Origin of the sequence: Paenibacillus sp. M-152 (assembly GCF_003856555.1) — a bacterium.
GTDB lineage: Bacteria > Bacillota > Bacilli > Paenibacillales > Paenibacillaceae > Paenibacillus > Paenibacillus polymyxa_C.
Window position 1 is genome coordinate 5,438,447 of the sequence record NZ_CP034141.1, and the last position, 18,272, is coordinate 5,456,718.

General features: G+C 46.0%; 20 protein-coding genes. 10 read left to right on the forward strand and 10 right to left on the reverse strand.

The genetic code is table 11. The features are described from left to right. The first annotated feature begins 28 nt into the window (after nt 1-28). Genes EGM68_RS23820 through EGM68_RS23845 form a run of 6 tightly spaced genes read left to right on the forward strand, consistent with a single transcriptional unit; the run spans nt 29 to nt 3,315 of the window. Entirely contained in the window at nt 29-673 is a 645-nt protein-coding gene (locus EGM68_RS23820) for an immunity 50 family protein (protein ID WP_129550138.1), read from the forward strand. Continuing rightward, on the forward strand, nt 666-1,073 hold the full coding sequence (locus tag EGM68_RS23825) for a hypothetical protein (RefSeq protein ID WP_025677547.1): 408 nt from the start codon (nt 666-668) through the stop codon (nt 1,071-1,073). Before EGM68_RS23820 ends, EGM68_RS23825 begins: the two co-directional genes overlap by 8 nt. Before the next feature lie 49 nt (nt 1,074-1,122). Continuing rightward, nucleotides 1,123-1,629: a HEAT repeat domain-containing protein gene (locus tag EGM68_RS23830; protein WP_129550139.1), complete on the forward strand. Its 507-nt coding sequence runs from the start codon at nt 1,123-1,125 to the stop codon at nt 1,627-1,629. Nucleotides 1,630-1,658: 29 nt separating this feature from the next. Further along, the gene (locus EGM68_RS23835) at nt 1,659-2,288 is read left to right on the forward strand and encodes a hypothetical protein (protein ID WP_064961643.1); all 630 of its coding nucleotides are present in this window, start codon (nt 1,659-1,661) and stop codon (nt 2,286-2,288) included. Between the two features lie 29 nt (nt 2,289-2,317). After that, on the forward strand, nt 2,318-2,878 hold the full coding sequence (locus EGM68_RS23840) for a hypothetical protein (protein WP_064961642.1): 561 nt from the start codon (nt 2,318-2,320) through the stop codon (nt 2,876-2,878). Nucleotides 2,879-2,880: 2 nt separating this feature from the next. Then, complete coding sequence (locus tag EGM68_RS23845) at nt 2,881-3,315, forward strand: immunity 26/phosphotriesterase HocA family protein (protein ID WP_013373496.1); 435 nt, start codon at nt 2,881-2,883, stop codon at nt 3,313-3,315. A 68-nt stretch (nt 3,316-3,383) separates the two neighbouring features. Here the strand turns inward: EGM68_RS23845 and EGM68_RS23850 are convergent, their stop codons facing one another. Next, complete coding sequence (locus EGM68_RS23850) at nt 3,384-3,923, reverse strand: SMI1/KNR4 family protein (RefSeq protein WP_129550140.1); 540 nt, start codon at nt 3,921-3,923, stop codon at nt 3,384-3,386. Nucleotides 3,924-4,291: 368 nt separating this feature from the next. On the opposite strand from EGM68_RS23850, the gene EGM68_RS23855 reads away from it, so the two are divergent. Next, nucleotides 4,292-4,951 (forward strand): hypothetical protein, encoded by a 660-nt coding sequence (locus tag EGM68_RS23855; protein ID WP_129550141.1) that lies wholly within the window; start codon nt 4,292-4,294, stop codon nt 4,949-4,951. A 165-nt stretch (nt 4,952-5,116) separates the two neighbouring features. On the opposite strand, the gene EGM68_RS23865 is transcribed toward EGM68_RS23855, so the two are convergent. Further along, nucleotides 5,117-6,751, reverse strand: a complete 1,635-nt coding sequence (locus EGM68_RS23865; RefSeq protein WP_129550142.1) for a DUF6138 family protein — start codon at nt 6,749-6,751, stop codon at nt 5,117-5,119. A 158-nt stretch (nt 6,752-6,909) separates the two neighbouring features. Here EGM68_RS23865 and EGM68_RS23870 point away from each other — a divergent pair, with 158 nt between their 5' ends. Both EGM68_RS23870 and EGM68_RS23875 read left to right on the forward strand, forming a co-directional pair. Next, the gene (locus EGM68_RS23870; RefSeq protein ID WP_040102675.1) at nt 6,910-7,686 is read left to right on the forward strand and encodes a hypothetical protein; all 777 of its coding nucleotides are present in this window, start codon (nt 6,910-6,912) and stop codon (nt 7,684-7,686) included. A gap of 17 nt (nt 7,687-7,703) precedes the next feature. Next, on the forward strand, nt 7,704-9,122 hold the full coding sequence (locus EGM68_RS23875; protein ID WP_129550143.1) for an SMI1/KNR4 family protein: 1,419 nt from the start codon (nt 7,704-7,706) through the stop codon (nt 9,120-9,122). A gap of 65 nt (nt 9,123-9,187) precedes the next feature. Here the strand turns inward: EGM68_RS23875 and EGM68_RS23880 are convergent, their stop codons facing one another. Both EGM68_RS23880 and EGM68_RS23885 read right to left on the reverse strand, forming a co-directional pair. Then, entirely contained in the window at nt 9,188-9,802 is a 615-nt protein-coding gene (locus tag EGM68_RS23880; RefSeq protein ID WP_013373502.1) for a TetR/AcrR family transcriptional regulator, read from the reverse strand. A 25-nt stretch (nt 9,803-9,827) separates the two neighbouring features. Beyond that, the gene (locus EGM68_RS23885) at nt 9,828-11,312 is read right to left on the reverse strand and encodes a phytoene desaturase family protein (RefSeq protein WP_129550144.1); all 1,485 of its coding nucleotides are present in this window, start codon (nt 11,310-11,312) and stop codon (nt 9,828-9,830) included. A 409-nt stretch (nt 11,313-11,721) separates the two neighbouring features. Between EGM68_RS23885 and EGM68_RS23890 the strand changes: the two genes are divergently transcribed. Beyond that, the gene (locus EGM68_RS23890; protein WP_129550145.1) at nt 11,722-12,957 is read left to right on the forward strand and encodes a PHB depolymerase family esterase; all 1,236 of its coding nucleotides are present in this window, start codon (nt 11,722-11,724) and stop codon (nt 12,955-12,957) included. A gap of 114 nt (nt 12,958-13,071) precedes the next feature. Here the strand turns inward: EGM68_RS23890 and EGM68_RS25840 are convergent, their stop codons facing one another. The 6 genes from EGM68_RS25840 to EGM68_RS23915 form a co-directional block, all read right to left on the reverse strand. Continuing rightward, nucleotides 13,072-13,179, reverse strand: coding sequence for a putative metal homeostasis protein (locus EGM68_RS25840; RefSeq protein WP_016822819.1), 108 nt, complete (start codon nt 13,177-13,179; stop codon nt 13,072-13,074). A gap of 240 nt (nt 13,180-13,419) precedes the next feature. Continuing rightward, nucleotides 13,420-14,295, reverse strand: coding sequence for a cysteine ABC transporter substrate-binding protein (locus EGM68_RS23895; RefSeq protein WP_090737900.1), 876 nt, complete (start codon nt 14,293-14,295; stop codon nt 13,420-13,422). A gap of 18 nt (nt 14,296-14,313) precedes the next feature. Continuing rightward, complete coding sequence (locus tag EGM68_RS23900) at nt 14,314-15,069, reverse strand: amino acid ABC transporter ATP-binding protein (protein ID WP_090737898.1); 756 nt, start codon at nt 15,067-15,069, stop codon at nt 14,314-14,316. 17 nt (nt 15,070-15,086) lie between these two features. Further along, nucleotides 15,087-15,764, reverse strand: coding sequence for an amino acid ABC transporter permease (locus tag EGM68_RS23905; RefSeq protein ID WP_090737896.1), 678 nt, complete (start codon nt 15,762-15,764; stop codon nt 15,087-15,089). After that, nucleotides 15,745-16,410 (reverse strand): amino acid ABC transporter permease, encoded by a 666-nt coding sequence (locus EGM68_RS23910; protein ID WP_090737894.1) that lies wholly within the window; start codon nt 16,408-16,410, stop codon nt 15,745-15,747. Before EGM68_RS23910 ends, EGM68_RS23905 begins: the two co-directional genes overlap by 20 nt. 219 nt (nt 16,411-16,629) lie before the next feature. Then, the gene (locus EGM68_RS23915; protein WP_058711259.1) at nt 16,630-18,078 is read right to left on the reverse strand and encodes a SulP family inorganic anion transporter; all 1,449 of its coding nucleotides are present in this window, start codon (nt 18,076-18,078) and stop codon (nt 16,630-16,632) included. Between the last annotated feature and the right edge of the window lie 194 nt (nt 18,079-18,272).

The window sequence follows — 18,272 nt, forward strand, 5'->3', positions numbered from 1 at the left end:
TCCCATTAACCCTAGGAGGCTGCAATTTATGCAAATTCAAGTTCAAAAGGCTGAAAAAAAAGAAAACGAATATCTCATTCATTATCAAGCGGGAGGAGCTCTGCCGTTCGTTCCGCATGATGTTGTTCTGATCCATGGCAAACAGTATTTTATAGGTACGATTTTGAAGGTAGAGTCGGAACAGGTCCATATCCGTATCAATCCAGAATATGAAGACCAACTGACAGGGTCCATCGGACTGGAACTGGCTTTCTCTCCAACCGTTTCTATTCAAGGTGCAGACAGCATTGTAGAAAAGCTCGGCTATTTTCCACCTTTTCACTATGACCGAATCACGGCTGCCAATATGACGAAAGACCAGATTACACTGACAATTGAGCTATCCCCCGCTAGCGTGCTGGTTCCTAAATCACCGGATCTGGAACCTTCGGCTGAGGCACCAGTGATCCCTGAGGCTCCAGCCAAAGATATTCCACGCTATGCAGTGACTTTTACATTTCTGGAAACCAAAGAGCATGTATTAACCCCTGTAGAAACAGAAAATATCATCTTGCAGCTCGATTTCCGCTATGAAGAAGCAGACATGGTCGTTGACATCGATGCCTTGTCAGGGCTGTCAGGCAGCTTTCTGTGCAGAGGTATCCGTGCAGAGATTACGGAACTTCATGAATAAACAAGAAGCCCGTGAGCTGTTGCACTGTCATTCTTTTATTCATGATGATCTGGAGCATCCCAAAATGCGAAGCGGATTTCTAGGGATGCTTCGTCCCTTCCAGGGAGAACTGATCGAGGATAATTTTCATGAGCTCATGACTATCATTGAAGTTCTGGCAGATGAGTTGGAGAAACCGTCCGTAGAACGGGAGCTTATATCCGCTCTGTGGGGGATTTGCCAATATACACGGGCATGGGCGTTGCATCCTGATGGTATGCTGCAGCGAAATCACCTGCTGACCGTAGAGCAGATTAGTACGCTTGACGATTGGATTGATACAATTTCCTATGCGGTTATGGTGCTGCTAGAGGGTGGCGGAACGGAAGAAGCTTTATCGAACTACAGACAACGAGAGTAGGTAATACACAATGTCAAAAAGTAATCTGGCTAAGAAATGAGGGGGGTATATGTCCATACAAACTGATGATGACGGAAAAACGTTCTTATCTATTTTCCCTACACTATCGTATGAAGATCAATTGGTCTCATTACGCGAATTAACAGCTATACCCCAGCCCATGGGGGACACCATCGCATTCCTTTTGCAGCTTGTGCAGCAATCATCTGAGGATGATCTGCTTCGTATAGAAGCGCTGAAGGTCATCGGGCTATATGCGGATCAGAGCCAGCAGCCGATGATCATGCGAGGAATTCGCGAGCTGCTGTCCAAGCCTGATGAAGATGATGATGTACGGAACGCAGCTTTACAAACTTTGGCATGGATGCCTTGTTCAGAAGCAGAGCTACATATAGCTTTGGACTTAATCCGCAGTGATACATATATCTTAGTCAAGGGGGCCGCTTTTGCACTGCTCCGCGCACATAAAGCCCACCCTTTCGCACAACATGCGCTGAAGCAATTATTGCAACATGAGGAATTCGGTGCATCTGCCCAGCGTGAGCTGTCCACATAATCGACAACCAAAGGAGAATCACTCTACTTATGCGTGTAAGAATATTTATATTCATATTGATTATCGGAATTATTTGTGTGCCTGCCTATTTCATTATGAGCAGCTTTGGATTATTCCAAAATGAGAAGGTGCTTGTACATTACAAGCTGGCCCTTGAGGTAAAGGGTAAAAAATATGATGCCTGGCCTTTAATCAGCAGTTATACCGCAATAGATAAAAATGGGGACCATCGTCAGCTCTACTATCAGGCAGAGGGCTCAGGCATAGAGTATCTGTTTCAGCTAGCCTATGGACAGTATGAACTCAAGCCCTCCAAAGAAAATCCTTTTCTGGATGGGGGAATCCACTATACCATGGACCATCCTGAGTATGTACGTGAGGAAAAACAGTATGAGAACGCCAACGACTATACGGAGTTAACCCATTATTACAACCAACAGGAACAGGTTATTTATACTTACAATCCTGATGCCAGCCTCGACAAAACCTACGTGCGCTCTATCATCACCGCTGGAATGACTCGCACCACTGGTAATTCAAGTAGGCCGGTGAAGGATGATTATATTAATATCAGTAAGCTGTTTAAGGACAAGCTCGGAGTAAATGTGAAGGTAGATGTGGATGAGGACAACAAAATCGTTACCCTGTCCATGTCATAATAAAACGAAAAGAAAGGAAGACGCTATAAATGACAGAAACACAGCATACTAAATTAGGGCCTGCTTATTTGGAGGATTGGGTTGTACCCGAAAACCCGGAGGCATGGGTTGAACAAGAATGGACAGGTAAGCTCCGTTCACAGGCCGGAAATACGAAATTCCACATTTTTTACTATGGAGAATTCATGGATGAGTTGATCGCTGTAACAGAGTTTGCGCCCCAGCTCATTATTGCAGAAGATGCAGTCACAGGTGAGCAGATCGTCATTTTTGATGGAACTCGCCATGGTTACGATGCACTACTGTGTGAAGTATATACAGAAGAACAGCAGAACAATCGCACTCCCCTGCTACCTTATCTGGACGATGACGGTGAGGATACCTTTGAGGTGACCGTGACTGCTTTTTATAATGTTGATTGGGATGACGAGTTTGCAGATGATGTGGACGAGAACGGACAGCTGGAGATGATCAGCGGCGAACGGTGTGATTTTGAAGAGGCCAAGCGAAACGGTTTTGATGCGATTAGCATTACAATTACCAGCGCTAAAGGTCTAAAAACAGAGATCCTTCAGGAAGAGCTGGCCTGACGATGGTATTTAAGAGAATCAAACATCAGGAAGGCGATATTTTTGTTATCCCTCTGCATGACGGCCGATTTGCGGTATGTCAGGTGATCTGCGCACTGTATGGTCGATTCAAAAAAGCGTTCTCCTTTGGTGTTCTATCCATAGGTCAGAATCAAGCGTACGAGGGTGAAGCTACATATCTCTCATTCACAGATTACCGGGGCAGGTTCGAGGTTATATTCACCGCCACCCAAAATCTGACGAAGGGAGTATGGCCCATTATCGATCATCGCCTTCTATCTGAGGAACAACAGCAGCTAAAATATTTTAATTGCGCGGGCCATCTGTATTACGGAGATGAATATGTACGCAACCTGGAACTAAAAGAATATAATCAATATCCTGTAATGGGCGTGGCTGGATATGAACTGGTACAGCAATATTTAGCCCAAGCATAAAGAACAAAAAGAATAGCAACTTAAAGAGCCACCTTAAAGTTCGAAAACCAGGGTGGCTCTTTAACGATTTAAAAGGGTTCAAATGTATAAGGGAATGGTGTACGATGTGTTCCCAAAATCGACTTTACGCGTTCTCTATCCAGCAGCGCTTCGACGAAGCTATACAAATCCGGGGCTGCATACCGAAAGTTGCCCCATGTGCGCAGATTCAAAGCATAAATCGGGAATTCCCCCCGTTTATCAGGCGATTGAATATCCCAGACCAGCAGGTCATCCTCTTCACTGGAAGCGAAGGGAACGGCATGTTCCAATAATTCCGGGAAACCATCTGGCTCCAACGCCGCTTCTTGTAAGACCTCCTCCGATTCCAGTACATCATCAAACCAAGCTCGCCAGTCATGGTAACGATGAAGCCATGAATCCGGATGATCCCCGAGAGGAATATGGATGTTCCATACGCCACATAACCGCCCGTAGCCAAGAGTCTTGACGTAATCTATATAGGAAGGCGGAAAGCCCCTACCATTTTCAAAACGATGCTCTATAAGAAATTCTTCATCATAATAAGCCTGAATCTGCAAACGTTGCAGCCCTGTAAAAATACTCATGCTCGCCCTCTCCTTTTGCACATCCTATTCGCCTTTTCACCCTTCGGCACATTGAAAAGGCCATTTTCAAGTGTTAAAATGGGAATAAGATGTATATTCTAAAAAAGAGTGAAGATGCGTCAACATCCTCACTCTTTGGTAACAGCCGCTTTTAAGGGCGGTGGCTGCAAGTTCACGGTATTCGAAATAGACCGGTTCCTACCACGGGCGGTCTATTTCTTTTTATGGAAGGAAAGAATCAGGGCCTCACCTCCTTTACAGGAGACTAGCCGACCGCCCATCTAAGCCATTCTGTTGTTAAGGAATATTATAACATACGATATATAAAAAGTACGTTTTTACGCTCTTTCCGAAAAGGAGGAACGAACATGGAGCAAAAACGCTTCAAAGATGAATATGGATATAAATATGACTTTGCCGCCGTGATCTGGAGAGGAGAACAGGTAGCTGTTCACTGTCCTCGCTGTCAGGGCCAAGCTTTTATTTCCAAATCAAAAGAAGACTGTTATTACGCTGTTCGCTGCTCTCATTGTTACTACACATTTCAGCAGCCAGAATCGTATAAATTCTATGCACGCGGTGTATGCAGCCATTGCGAGCGATATTTTAATATTGAAATCCATGATGACCGAACGGTTACTCATAAAAATACGAATATACACTGTCCGCACTGTGAGACACGTAATCAAGTTCCGGTGCATCGTATGCAGTCACGTGAATGGCATACGGACGTGATCCAAAATGGGAAAGATCCTATTTTCCAGCTCCAGCTGTATTTCCTTGATTACTATCGTGGGAAACCGGTGTGGGCTCTTAACCGGATACACCTGAATTATTTGCTCTCCTATATCTCTGCCGAGTTGCGGGAAAAACCCACATCCGGTATGATGCGCACGGCTTCCCATTCCATTCCAAAGTACATTAAGGATGCGAAAAATCGCCAGGCCATCTTAAAAATATTACAAAAACTACAGCATAAACAAGCGTCTAAGGGTGAGCATTCCAAACATGAGTATACAAACTTTTGACAGCCTAGAAGCACTGGTCCAGGCCGTCTGTCAGACCACCACGTGCAATCTCGGCTGGAGATAGCGACTGTACAGATGTTATTGAAGTACTGCGCCGCAGTGGAAGCGAGCCGGATGTTCAACGCATTGCGCAGGGACTGCAATATGATCATGAATACGATGCTTTTATGGAATAAGCGTCTCCAGTATCTCTTTTACCTCAGGGACAGCCTGCTTCAGGCTGTTTTTTAGTTTCTTTGCACCACCCCATATACGATAAACGATCATCTCTTGTTCGTAGTCTTCCAACTTCTCAAGTACATCTACTAGCGCCTTCGCCTGTTCTGCACTTTCAATGCCAGCCGATTTCAGAGGTTTGGCAGAATCATTACCTGCCAAAAGAATCCTCGCCCATACGGGAATCGTATCCGGTGTCAGTCCATGTGCCTCAGCAAACACAGCGGCGTAACCGTCCTGCACCGACTGGTGCTCACTATCCACTAGCTTCATATAACGACTCACTAACGGAAAATATTCCATTCCTTTAAGTCCTAATCCCATCACCGCATAGGTTCCCGGCATTGCTGACTTCTCCCCCGGCTCTACATCGTTGTACCACTTGAATTCTTCCATCACAGTCTCGGCATATTCCGCCAGCAACGGGTGCAGCGAAGGGTATTCAAGTGCATTGGCAAAGAAACGATGTAATGCAGATTTGGCTAACTTGGGTACGGGTAGATAGTTTTTCACTTTGCTTTTGAACTTCATCCCATATTCCTTAGTAAAGCCTTTTCGTAATATATCACATAGATATACGAGTGCTTCTCTATAGCTCTCTTCTTCCTCAGAACGAATCTGAACCTCCAGTGTTTGCAAAATATCATTCGCTTGGCAGGTGACTCGTTCACTTGTATATGACGCTGGAATGCTACCTGATCCACTCTTAAGCCACTCGGCTGCCTGATTTGAACCCAGTTGTGCAGCAATCTCCAAATAACTCTGCCGTGCATCGGCATCGGTCGAACCCACACGCATCGCGGTGAGCAGGAACATCTCCATGGCGGGGGCAGGAATATCTGAAGGAAGAATATCGGGCCTCACCGTATACTCCAGCCCGTAGTTTTTTTCCCGATCTGCGTATTTGGCCAAAAATTCATCTTCAGCCCAATGCATTAAGCCTCTGCTCAGCTGATGCCTCCATGCTTCTTCTCGCTTACGGCTAACCTGCACTTTTGCATCCATTCGATTCAACAGCTCATTCACCCGCTGGGCGTCTATAGGGTACAAATGAGGATCAAGCAAGTGCCTTACTAAGAAAAAATCGTCCTCTTCCTTCGGGATAGCTTTACTGGCAGGGTCAAGCTTTTGCTCCACAAACTGTTCGATAGTGGCTAACAGATGCTGCCGCTTATCTTCGTTCAACAGCGAGAATGTAAAATGACTGGCCTTATTCTCCAAGACCACCTCTAGATGAAATTCCAGCCGATAACGAAAAAACATAGGACTAAATTCTTCTGAATTATACAGGGCCGCTATCCGTTCTTTGAACACAGGCATCCATTCATCCTGCACCTGCTGGAGCGTCACTCCTTCCGTAAAACCAGGAATATCCATATCTGGTCTACGATGATCCCAATCAAACGGTTCGTAGGTATCCACCCATAACCCGTCGCTCTTACAGGTAACTTTTAAGTATTCATGAATCCCTTCGTGAAGGACGCTTTTGGTCTTGAATTCCGCGATGCGTTTTTGCTCAGAAGCGTATCTCTGGTCAATCTCCTCAAAAATTGGATCTATGTAGGCCTGTACCCCCGATGTCATACGATGTGCTCCCCTTTCATACCCTCACAAATTGTAGTTCTTACATAATTGAGATAGACTAATATTTAACTATTTTATTTCCTAATTATAGCATATCTCTCATTTACATTTGGACTCCATCCCTATAGATAGAGTGCCAGAAAGCAGGTGTATTCTACATGTATTGGGTTTCCACACAGCACACGCCAGTAGCTGCCGATGAACTGACAAATTTCGAACATACCTATGGCATAACTTTACCAATTCCCTATGCTTCATTTCTCACCCAATACGGGCCAGGTACCTATTGCGGCCTGCTGGTGATTGAACGACCTGATCCTCAACTTTTGCAATCCTATGCGGATTACGAACTGTGGACGCATAATGATAACTGTCCGATCACCGCGCAACAGCTGGGCGAGTGCGTGTTCATCGGCAGCTCCATAGATGGTGATTTTCTAGCGGTGCATCCTCAGGTCGAAGGCTTGCTTTGGCTACCGCGACATTCGGAGGTCATTACTATGAAGCCATTAGATGTTCAAGCCCCATTTATAGATACACTAGAGCATATACTACGGGATGAATTCGGAAGAATAGAGCCATTCCCCCGTTATTTCGAGCCTGTCAGTCTGGATAGAGTTGCAACATTTCTACAATTTAATCCACCGGAGACGGCGGAAGCTTACGGTTCAGCCAATCCGAACGATCAAGCCTTGCAAGTAGCTCCAGCATCTATACAGGTATTGGCTCAGCGTTTTAAACAGCATTTTGACATAAATCTATGGATTGAAAACGAGCATATCTGTTTGGCTTTTCTTCAGTCTCTTGGCGGATACGTACGTTTCAATTATGCATATGGACGCGAAGTGGCGATCATTTATGAATCTAAAGCGATAGCACTTCATGATGAAGTTCTATCATTCCTGCAAAAAGAACATTGCCAGGTTGTAGAGTAAGAGGAGGACGAATACAAATGAGAGTACATTTTACACATATCTTAGAAAAGCTCGGAGGGATCGCTGAGCGCCTGAGACAAGGTGGGATGCCTGACGTAGTATACCAATGGACGAAGGGGATTTCCGAAGAGGAACTGACTGAGTTGGAGGAACGGCTGCAAATCCCTTTGCCTGCCTCCCTGTCTGAATTGATAAAGCGGTGTGGCAGCTTACATTTGCTATGGTGCCTCCCTCAACACTGTATTGTAGCCGATGAACCGGCTTGTTCATATGAAAGCAGTAATGGCCTTAAACAAAAACCGAATATCCTTGACGATATTACAGGAGAATTTGGCTGGAATCATGAGTATATAAGCTATTTTACATCCTATGGAGAAAACACCGACTCAGCAGCGGACGAACAACGATATCTAATTTTAAACTATAACGGTGCCGGTGATCCGATCCTGCTTGATAGAGCGACATCCGCAACAGAGCCAGCAGTGTTCTGTTATGAGCATGAGTTGGACCGGTTCATGCTGCTCGCAGAAAGTCTACCTACCTATATAGAAACCATGCTTACCTTACACGGGTTATGGCTGTGGGATTGGTCTAACGTGTCAGATGAGCTTGGTATTCAACTAGACAGCCCACCGCTGCAGTTGTGGCAGCGCTGGTTGAACACGTTCTGTACGATGAAGCTGGAGGATGCCGCCTGGTCGCTGGAAACACTGATCCATTACACCACCATGCATGGCGCAGATCATCCTGCTGTACTGCAGGCTTTTCAGGCCTATGATCCAAAGGATATTTTTCTTGCCTGGGAGCAGCGCATTCAGCGTAACCCGGCCCAATTCGCTACATGGGCATTTTTTATTGGGGAGACCGCAGGTATTGGGGCTGCTGACTGGGTTCGCTCCTTATGGGAGCCGGACACGGATATCACGCAAGCATGGAATTCATCCGCTTCAAATAACATACATGCTGAGAGAGCATTTGTCTCGACACGTGCCTATCTATCCGCCCGCTGTCTGCCCGAACAGGAAGGATTAGAAAATGTTTATAATGATCTGATGCAGCATACGGCAAAGGATGGAAAATTAGAAGGATACACCGTTAGCGGGCAGTTACAGCATTTTCATTCACCGCAGGTCATTGACTGGATGCGGGATAAGGTCAATCATCCGGTCGATGGCTGGGCAGTACTTTTCGCCTACTCTCGTCCTACAGCTGAGCAGGTGATTGAATGGCTATCCAGTAGCGAGCTTCATCAGAAAATTGTAACCGAGGCGCTGGATATCATGATTCAGCGCGATCTTCTGCCCGGTCTAGAAGCAGACGTTTGGGCTAGCATCTCAAACCTGCTTCATGCTTCTTTACAACTCGTGATGCTCAAAAAAGATAAACGTCGCATTGAAGCCGTGCTGGAGCAGCTTTCAGATTTGAAACTTCGTTAACACAGGAGCCGGCGTATGCAGACTTGCCTGTACGGGGTGGGAGCACAAAAAAATGAGCCGCTGCATCAGCGGCTTAATCCTCGAAAAAAAGTATCTATAGTAAATGAAATCAATTCATTATTTGCTTTGGCCATAGGAAGCTCAAAATTCAGGAGAAGAGAAGTTAGTCCGTGTAACATACTCCATACGGATCTAGCCATCAGGTGCTCATCCCCTTGAATGATGCCCCCTTCCTCCATAGCGACTTTGAGTCCGCCCTCAAGCAACTCAAACCCTTTAAAACTCCCACTGTCTATAAGGCTAACCGAGCTTACAGATTCAAGGTTGCTGATAAACAGGATGTTGTAGTATTCGGGATTAGCCATGCCAAAACGGACATAAGCATCGGACACTGTTTTCAGTGTGTCCAGAGCGTTCAGTCCGGCTGCCTGTGCTTCATCCACGCGCTGCTGAAGAGCCTTCAGGAACAAAGCATTCCCTTCTAACAGCAGTTCACGGACAACTGCTTCCTTATTGGAAAAATAATGATAAATTGTTGTTGGTGAATATTCGATCTGATCCGCAATTTTACGCATAGAGACTTCAGCATACCCTTGGTTCAAGAAGAGCGATCGGGCGGCCTCAATGATTTTGCGGCGAATCTCACTGCTTTCACGTTCTCGGCGTTTGATATGTTTCATGAATAGAAATACGTGCCCTTTCTGCCTATCTCAATTTGGCGGTGATACGATCAGCTTCCATTATACCCGAGTTCATAGCTCCTTGAAACCCGCCCCCAGGCTGTGTCCAGGCCCCTACCAATGACAGACGGTTCACTGCTGATTTGTGCTTCAGTCTGTGTATACCGGACTGCCGCACCGTTTGCGCAAAGCCGTAAACAGCCCCGCCGGGATTAGCGGTATACCGCTGCATTGTGCGTGGTGTGCCCAACTCTGCCACTACCACTTTACTGCTAAAACCAGGGTATAGCTGTTCAAGGCGTTCCAGTATCTGCTGTTTTACTGCTTCTTTTTTGGCTTTATATTCGGGACGTGCGCTAGGCCAGTTCTCCAATCTGTCCAAAAATGTAACGGTGATGACACCCTTTCCCGCTTCATTGAGTGTAGGGTCCATGGCGTTATAATTTGTGAGCATCCAGTTGCCTTTCGTATACTGGCCGCTCATCATGACTTCATAATCCGTCTCCGAATCCGGCTCGTTACATAGGATTAAGTCTTCTTCGGTGATCCCAAGCTCGCGAGGCTCGCATGATAGCCCTAGGTATAGCTGAGTAAGAGATGTGCCAGTCTCCATTTTGGTGACAGCCTCCAGCTCACGACGGGCGGCATTATGATTTTCCAGCAGACGACCATAGGTATGATGAGGACTGATACCAGACACAACCCAGTTGGCTTTATATACATCCCCTTTGTTCAGACGTACACCAGCTGCTTTACCGCGTTCAAGTATGATTTCAGACACCTGACTGCGTAGGTGAACTTCTCCTCCAGCTGATTGAATAGCTTCGACCAGCGCATTGGACAAGGCCTGTGCACCTCCCTGAATGTAATACGTCCCCTCCAGATGATAGCCCATCCAAGGAATAAAAAAATACAAGGCCGCAAGCCGCTTCGGGGGCAAACCATAATAAGCCCATAGGGCGGTGAAAAATTCCGTGAATCGGTCAGACAAGCCAAACTGGCTTACAGCCTCCCAGGTAGTCATTTGCGTCCAGCGGAAGAAGGTGCCTGCTTTGAGCAGGCCCGCCATCTTACGCCAGGAAGTACGGGAAGAAAAAGCAGAAAAGCCTGCCTCAAAACGGCGAATACCTGCGAAAAGCTTGTCAATGGCTGCTGTCTCAGCAGGAAACATGCCTTTGAGGAGCTGCGTGTACTCCCGCACATCAGATGGGATATCAATGGTCTGTCCTTCCCAGCGAATGGAGTAAGGATGCTTTTTGCGTAGAGGAACGATTTGCTGGTCCACATGGCAGTCCTTTAACATCCGGCCGAAGCTGCCTTCTTCGAGTCCGCCGACGCCGTGCAAGGAGACATCAAAGGTATATCCCTTTCTTGTGAATTCAGTAGCAAAGCCGCCAGCCAAAGTATGACTTTCAAACACAGCTGTCCGGTAACCCAACGCAGAAAGTCTGGCCGCACAAGACAAACCACCCAGCCCGGCACCAATGACAATAACATCATATTGGTTCATGATTTCATCTCCCTTGTTAACGTCGTTATATAAGTTAACAGTGTTAAGTTAGGGAGATTATATACTACCGTATCTCCGTTGAAAAGCTCTATTTTCTTGTTTCCTGCTATAGAACAATGAGCACAATCTTCATATTGCTCAGCACAAGTCACTCATTTGATTTTAGTAGTCTCCCGTTGCGAAGGTAAATATATATTATAAAAACATCCAGAATTGTAGCGCTTTCACTTGTCAGATTCCAAGGAGGATGCTATTCTTCAAGTGGGATTGTTACTGAAAAGGCAAAACCCGAGTACACTTGTGTACCCGGAGTTTGCCTTTTTTTGATTTGTATGAGTTCCACAGCATACAGTCAAGCATCCTGAGCATATAGTAAGCGCTTTAAAAAAACACCAAAGGAGATTATCTTATGCAAAAAAGACGTTTCGCCCTTGTTCTACTATCTTTCGTGCTCTTGCTTACGATCTTTTATCCATCCTCCAGCTCTGCCGCGGCAGCAGCCGATGTTCCAGCACCACAGGCTACTCTGCTTACTCAAGTACAGCCTCTGGGTGAGGTTGTTTCTGCCGTTGTACTGAAATACAGCACCAATATTGACGGAGCATCCCTGTCCACATCCAGCTTTCAGGTTCAATCTGTACTCAATGATGTATACACGGACAGAACCGTGACCGGCGTATATACCAACGATACTGGCGCCATCACCAACCGCAGTACTCATGGCAAATATGTCGTGATCGAGCTGGATGCGCAGGACAAAAATGCAAGCACTCTCACTTACGATTCCACAAGCGCAGTCAACCGCATCAATCCATTGAACTATTACATTAGCCAAAAGAAAGATATTGCAACTTCAAAGAAAACAGTCATTCCAGCTTCTACACAGACTGTAAAAGCAACCGATAAAGTGACACCCATTGTAGACGATTTCCAAAAAAACACCTTTGAAAATAAAGATGGCTTCAAACTGAACTACTTTACATTTGAACCTAAAGTAGAGCCTGGCAAAACCTACCCATTGGTTGTATTCCTACACGGAAACGGCGAACGTGGTGATGGAAATGGAGTCAACCTGTTAGCAAATGCTGGTGCTGTCACTTGGGCTTCTCCTGAGCAGCAAGCCAAACACCCATCCTTCGTCATCGCTCCTCAAAGCCCAATTGACTTGGAGCATAAATTTATTTGGGCAGATGAACCACGCAACAGCGCTGTTGCCGATTTGGTACGTGAAACGGCCTTGAAATATCCGATCGACACCAACCGCATCTATATCTTAGGTATTTCTCAAGGTGCCATGGGGACATGGAGATTGTTAGAAAAAAATCTTGATCTGTTCGCTGCGGGCGTGCCGATTGCCGGTCTGACCAACTATGAAAAAGCTGTTAACATGTATGCTCCTGTTGACCCTGCACACGTTGAAGTGTTGAAAAATGTTCCGATTTGGGCCTTCCATGCTGCAGACGATACGACAGTAAGTCCTAAGAACTCGCAGGAAATGGTCGCTGCCATTAAAGCACAGAACGGAAACCTCATTCATTTCACTGAATACGAAGCAGGGATTATCAAACCTACAGGACACTTCTCCTGGGTTCCGGCTCTACAAAATCAGGATATGATTGAATGGCTATTTGCACAAAAGAAATAAAAAAAGGGCACCTGCCTTCCTGTGTACCACCATCAGGAAAGCAGGTGCAATATCAAAACGAGGAGACTAAAAATTTTGACACTGGTATTGCATTTGCAGTTAACTTGAAGCTTGTTACTTCGCGCGCTTCGCAGCTTTGATCGTTCTCAAAGCCCGTCTGCGCGTTACCTTGTTCGGACTGCTGAGCTGTCTTCTGGCAGTAGCCACATCCGTTTTAGCCATGTGTAAAGCACCATCCTATTCACTTAGGCTCATATTGGGAGTCTGCGCCTAAAGACTTAAATGATAATGAGAATCATAATCATTTAAAATTATATAATGAAATCTATGAGCATGCAAGAGATTTTGGGGAAGTATTATCTTGATAAGAAGTTGTCAAAGCTCCCTTTTCCCCAAATTAAAGAAGCGTTGGGACAGCAAGCCCAACGCTTCTTTATGCTTAATAAGTAACTTATACGATGATTAATTAACCTTTCCGCCCTCTACAACCAATTGATCCGTAAAGCCTTCTCCGTAAACGGAGGTCAGTGTATCCTTATAGGCTTGATGGACAAAATTCTCCTTGCCCAACGTAGCCAGTTCGTTGTTGATCCAGTCCAACAGTTCCTTATTTCCCTTCGCTACTGCGGGAGCAATCGTATCTTGACCACCGAAGGCTGGAATGCTTACGGTGAAGCCGGGATTGGCCTTGGCCCAAGCGATCAGCTCTGTATTATCATTCGCAATGGCGGCACCGCGTTTGTCTTTGAGAGCTGAAAAGATTTCGGTGTACTGGTCGAATTTGAGCAGCTTGATGTCAGGATAATTTTTTGTGAAATAAGTTTCAGCCGTCGTTCCCTTGGCAACAATCAGCTTTTGATCCGAACCCTTCAATTGGTCGATCGTGGTGATTGGAGCGCTGTCGGGTGACACAATACCAAAGGATAATTTCATATACGGGTTAGCAAAATCGACTTTTTCTTTACGCTCATCGGTCACAGTAAAGTTAGCCATGATGATATCTACCTTGTTCGACTCCAAATAGGCAACCCGGCTGGCGGCATCCACCAGAACGAATTCCACCTTGGACTCGTCGCCCAAGAGATCTTTGGCAAATCGTTTCGCGATATACACATCAAAGCCCTGATTCTTCCCTTCAGAATCCACGTAGCCAAAAGGCGGCTTATCCGCAAAAACACCGATTCTAATCTTGCCATTCTTTTTAATGTCCTCAATTGAGGCGAATTTAGCCGAACCCGAACTACCATTGGTGTTTCCAGCTCCTGCACATCCTGCCAAGCCGATGAGCAGCAAGCTCAGAGCCAGTAATAACGTTGTGAACTTCATTCCTTTTCTCATCTGTATTCATCCCCCTGTTTATATCGTTTCGTACTGAAATATATCCAGAAAGTGCTGAGCACGCTCTGTTTCCGGTTGGGTAAAAAATTGCTGTGGTGTAGTCATTTCACATATCTGTCCTTGATCCATAAAAACGATACGATCTCCTACCGACTTGGCAAATCCCATTTCATGCGTCACGATAATCATCGTCATCCCCTGTTGGGCCAGCTCCCGCATGACATCCAGCACCTCTCGGACCATTTCCGGGTCCAAGGATGCGGTGACTTCATCAAAAAGCATAATTTCAGGGTTCATACACAGGGCGCGCACAATCGCAATCCGTTGCTTTTGCCCGCCTGATAATTGTCTCGGATACGCATCCTTGCGATCCAGCAGACCGACTCGCTCCAATAGCTGCTCCGCTTGCGCAAGTGCCTCCTGCTTGTTTCTCCGCTGAACTTTAAGCGGACCAAGCAATATATTTTCCAAGACCGTCATATGCGGAAACAGCTCATAGTTTTGGAACACCATTCCGATATGCTGCCGCACCTCACGCCAATTCACTTTTGTATCCGTTAGATCCTGTCCTCTGTAACGGATATCTCCGCCCTGGACCGGCTCCAGACCATTGAGACATCGAAGAAGCGTACTTTTTCCACATCCTGAAGGACCGAGAATGACCACGACTTCCCCTTTCCTTACGTCCAGACTAATCTGCTGCAGCACTTTTCGGTCGCCGAAGCTTTTGTCCAGCCCTCGAATTTCCAATAAAACCTCCACAGCCTCTCCCATGACACCACCCCATCCTGCTAATTTTGCCATCTGCGTTCAAATCTTTTGGAAAGTCTGGATAACGGATAACATACAAGAAAATACAATATAAAAATAAAACCATACACCCAAAAGGATGCCGAAGGCGCTTTGATTACACCTAGCTCAATAATCTGCTGTCCAACCTTCACCACTTCCACTACACCGATCAGCACCACTAATGATGTGGTTTTGATCATCCGTGTCGCCAGATTAATAGAACCCGGAAGCATTCGGCGCACCGCTTGGGGAATGAGCACATGACGGTATAATTGCCAATAGGTCAGCCCCAGTGCCTGCCCGGACTCCACCTGATGCTTGGGCAGTGATTCCAGCGCACCACGAACAATATCACCAATCTCGGCTGCTCCCCACAGGCTGAATACGATAACTGCTGTCAATTCCCCGCTGATATTCACATTCAGCAAAGGTGTAAATCCAAAATACACGACATACAACCATACCAAAATCGGAATAATGCGGAATGTCTCCAAATAGAATCTCAGCACAAATCGAATCGATCTTGATTTTAAGGTGCGCAGCAGACCCATCAGAATGCCTAGCAGCGTACCAATAATAATGGAAAGTAATGCAATCTCCAGTGTAACGAGCAATCCCCCTAATAGACGCTCGAAATTCGATCCCTCAAACAGCACATTAATCCCCGAACTCAGCATATCGCACCTTCCTTTCCACCCACGTCAGCAGCATCGACAAAGGTAAAAGCAGAATGAGATATGCCAATACCAGCAGAATCAACGATTCTGTCGTTTTGTAGTACATGCCGATCAGGTCTTTGGCCACATTCATCAGATCCAGTAAGGCAATGGCACCCACAATGGAGGTCTCCTTGAGTAGAAAGATCGCATTCGCTCCCAAGGATGGAATACTGATGCTAAATGCTTGCGGCAAAATAACATATCTCGCCAGTTGTATTTTGGACAGTCCGAGGCTCAACCCGGATTCCGTTTGGGTTTTACTCACGGCTTCAATTCCACCGCGGAACGCCTCAGCCATATAGCCCCCGCCCAAAAAGGTCATCCCCACAATGGCACACGTCATTTCGCTCATGTGCAGACCAATTTTCGTAAACCCGTAATACAGAAAATATAACTGTACAAGCAACGGCGTATTTCGGGAAAGCTCGATATAGGCTACAATAATTCCGCTAATTCCTTTCACCCTGTAATACAGCACTATGCTGCACAACAAACCGACAACTAGTGAAAACAGAATAGCAAAAAAGGCAATCTTTAACGTCAGCCACATGGCTTCTCCATACAGAGGCAAGCTTTCTACAATAAAATCCCAGTCTAAGTTCATATGTACATACCTTTCAATTTTCAATTATTCCTATGTACTTGCTATGCTTAATAACAACGATTGTATTCCTGCCCATTTATTACGTCAATACTTTGATGAAAATTTGTCATATTTATCTATGATTAAGAAAGAAAACCGTTATTTTTTTCAGAAATAAATAAAAAAAAGCCCAAAATGGATAAGTTCCATTTCAGACTTTGCTTTATGCTATATGATTCATCACATGATCGGCTCTGTAACTACAGGACCACCGAGCTTCTCCACAATTAAACGGCTTTCCTCATTTAACCCTTGCAGGGTAATAGTTTTACCTGAGTTTCTGTATTTTTGCAGCACCTTGCCAATGGCAGTAACCGCCGAGTGATCCCACACATGTGAATGGCTAAAGTCGACTACAACTCGCTCCGGATCATGTGAAGGCTCAAAATGATCGACAAAATGAGTCGTTGAGGCGAAAAACATCGGCCCTCTGACATGGTACACCTTTGCTTCATGATCCTCAGTCGTACTGATACGGATTTTAGCCATTTTCCAGCCAAAATGCAGGGCACTCAACAGTACACCTACGATCACACCCTTGGACAAATCATGCGTAGCCACCACGATAATGACCGTGATTACCATAATAAACGTATCTGCTTTGGGTACCTTGGCGATGTTTCGGAGTGACTTCCAATCTACGGTTCCGATACACACCATGAACATGACTCCCACCAATGCGCCCATAGGCACTTCCTTTACAACACCACCAAGCACGAGCAGCAGAAAGGCCAAGAACACCCCAGCCGTGAAAGTGGATAGACGTCCTCTTCCGCCTGAGCTGACATTAATGACGGATTGTCCAATCATAGCACAGCCACCCATGCCCCCAAAAAAGCCATTTACAAAGTTGGCAATCCCTTGCCCACGGGCTTCCCGGTTTTTATTGCTTTTCGTTTCGGTCATTTCATCCAAAATACTGGCTGTCAGCAGTGATTCCAGCAGTCCAACTAGCGCCATCGTAAAGGAATACGGCAGCAAAATCCGCAACGTGTGCCACGACCACTCAATTTGCGGCAGATGGAATGAAGGCAGCGAGCTGGTTAGCGTACCGATATCTCCTACCGTTTTGACATTCAATCCAAATACATACGTAATGATCGTCATGATAATAATTGCTGTCAATGGAGCGGGAACGCTTTTCACAAACCTCGGTAAAATATACACAATGAGCAATGTTCCCGCTACCATCGCGTACATGATCCAATTCGCTCCATGAAAGTGGGTGAGCTGCGCCATAAAGACGAGGATCGCCAGCGCATTCACAAACCCGGTCATGACCGGCTGCGAAATAAAGCTTATAAAGCGACCTATTTTCAAAACACCCAGCAGCACCTGAATGATCCCAGCCAAAATAGTAGCTGCAAATAAATATTCCACGCCATAATCCTTGACCAGACCCACAACCAGTACAGCTACAGCCCCGGTTGCTGCCGAGATCATCGCCGGACGTCCGCCTGCAAAAGAAATGACAATGGCCATCGAGATGGAGGCATACAGTCCGACCATGGGGTTGACACCTGCAATGATTGAGAAGGCAATCGCCTCCGGAATCAATGCCAGCGCCACGGTCATGCCCGCAAGTATATCAGCCCGGATATTACCGAACCATTGTTGTTTAAGATTCATACTGTTTCGTTCCAGCCTCCTATATTCACAGAGAACAGCATCTTGACCTGCAACCCGATATTGCTTTGGGCATCCGTCCAGCGGTCAATCGCCAAGGCTCTCCTATCATTCAGCTCGTCTCTCTCAAACGAACCCGTTCCGTTACATCCAGTCCATCATTATAACGCAAGGGAATTGTAGAGACGAATGAGCTA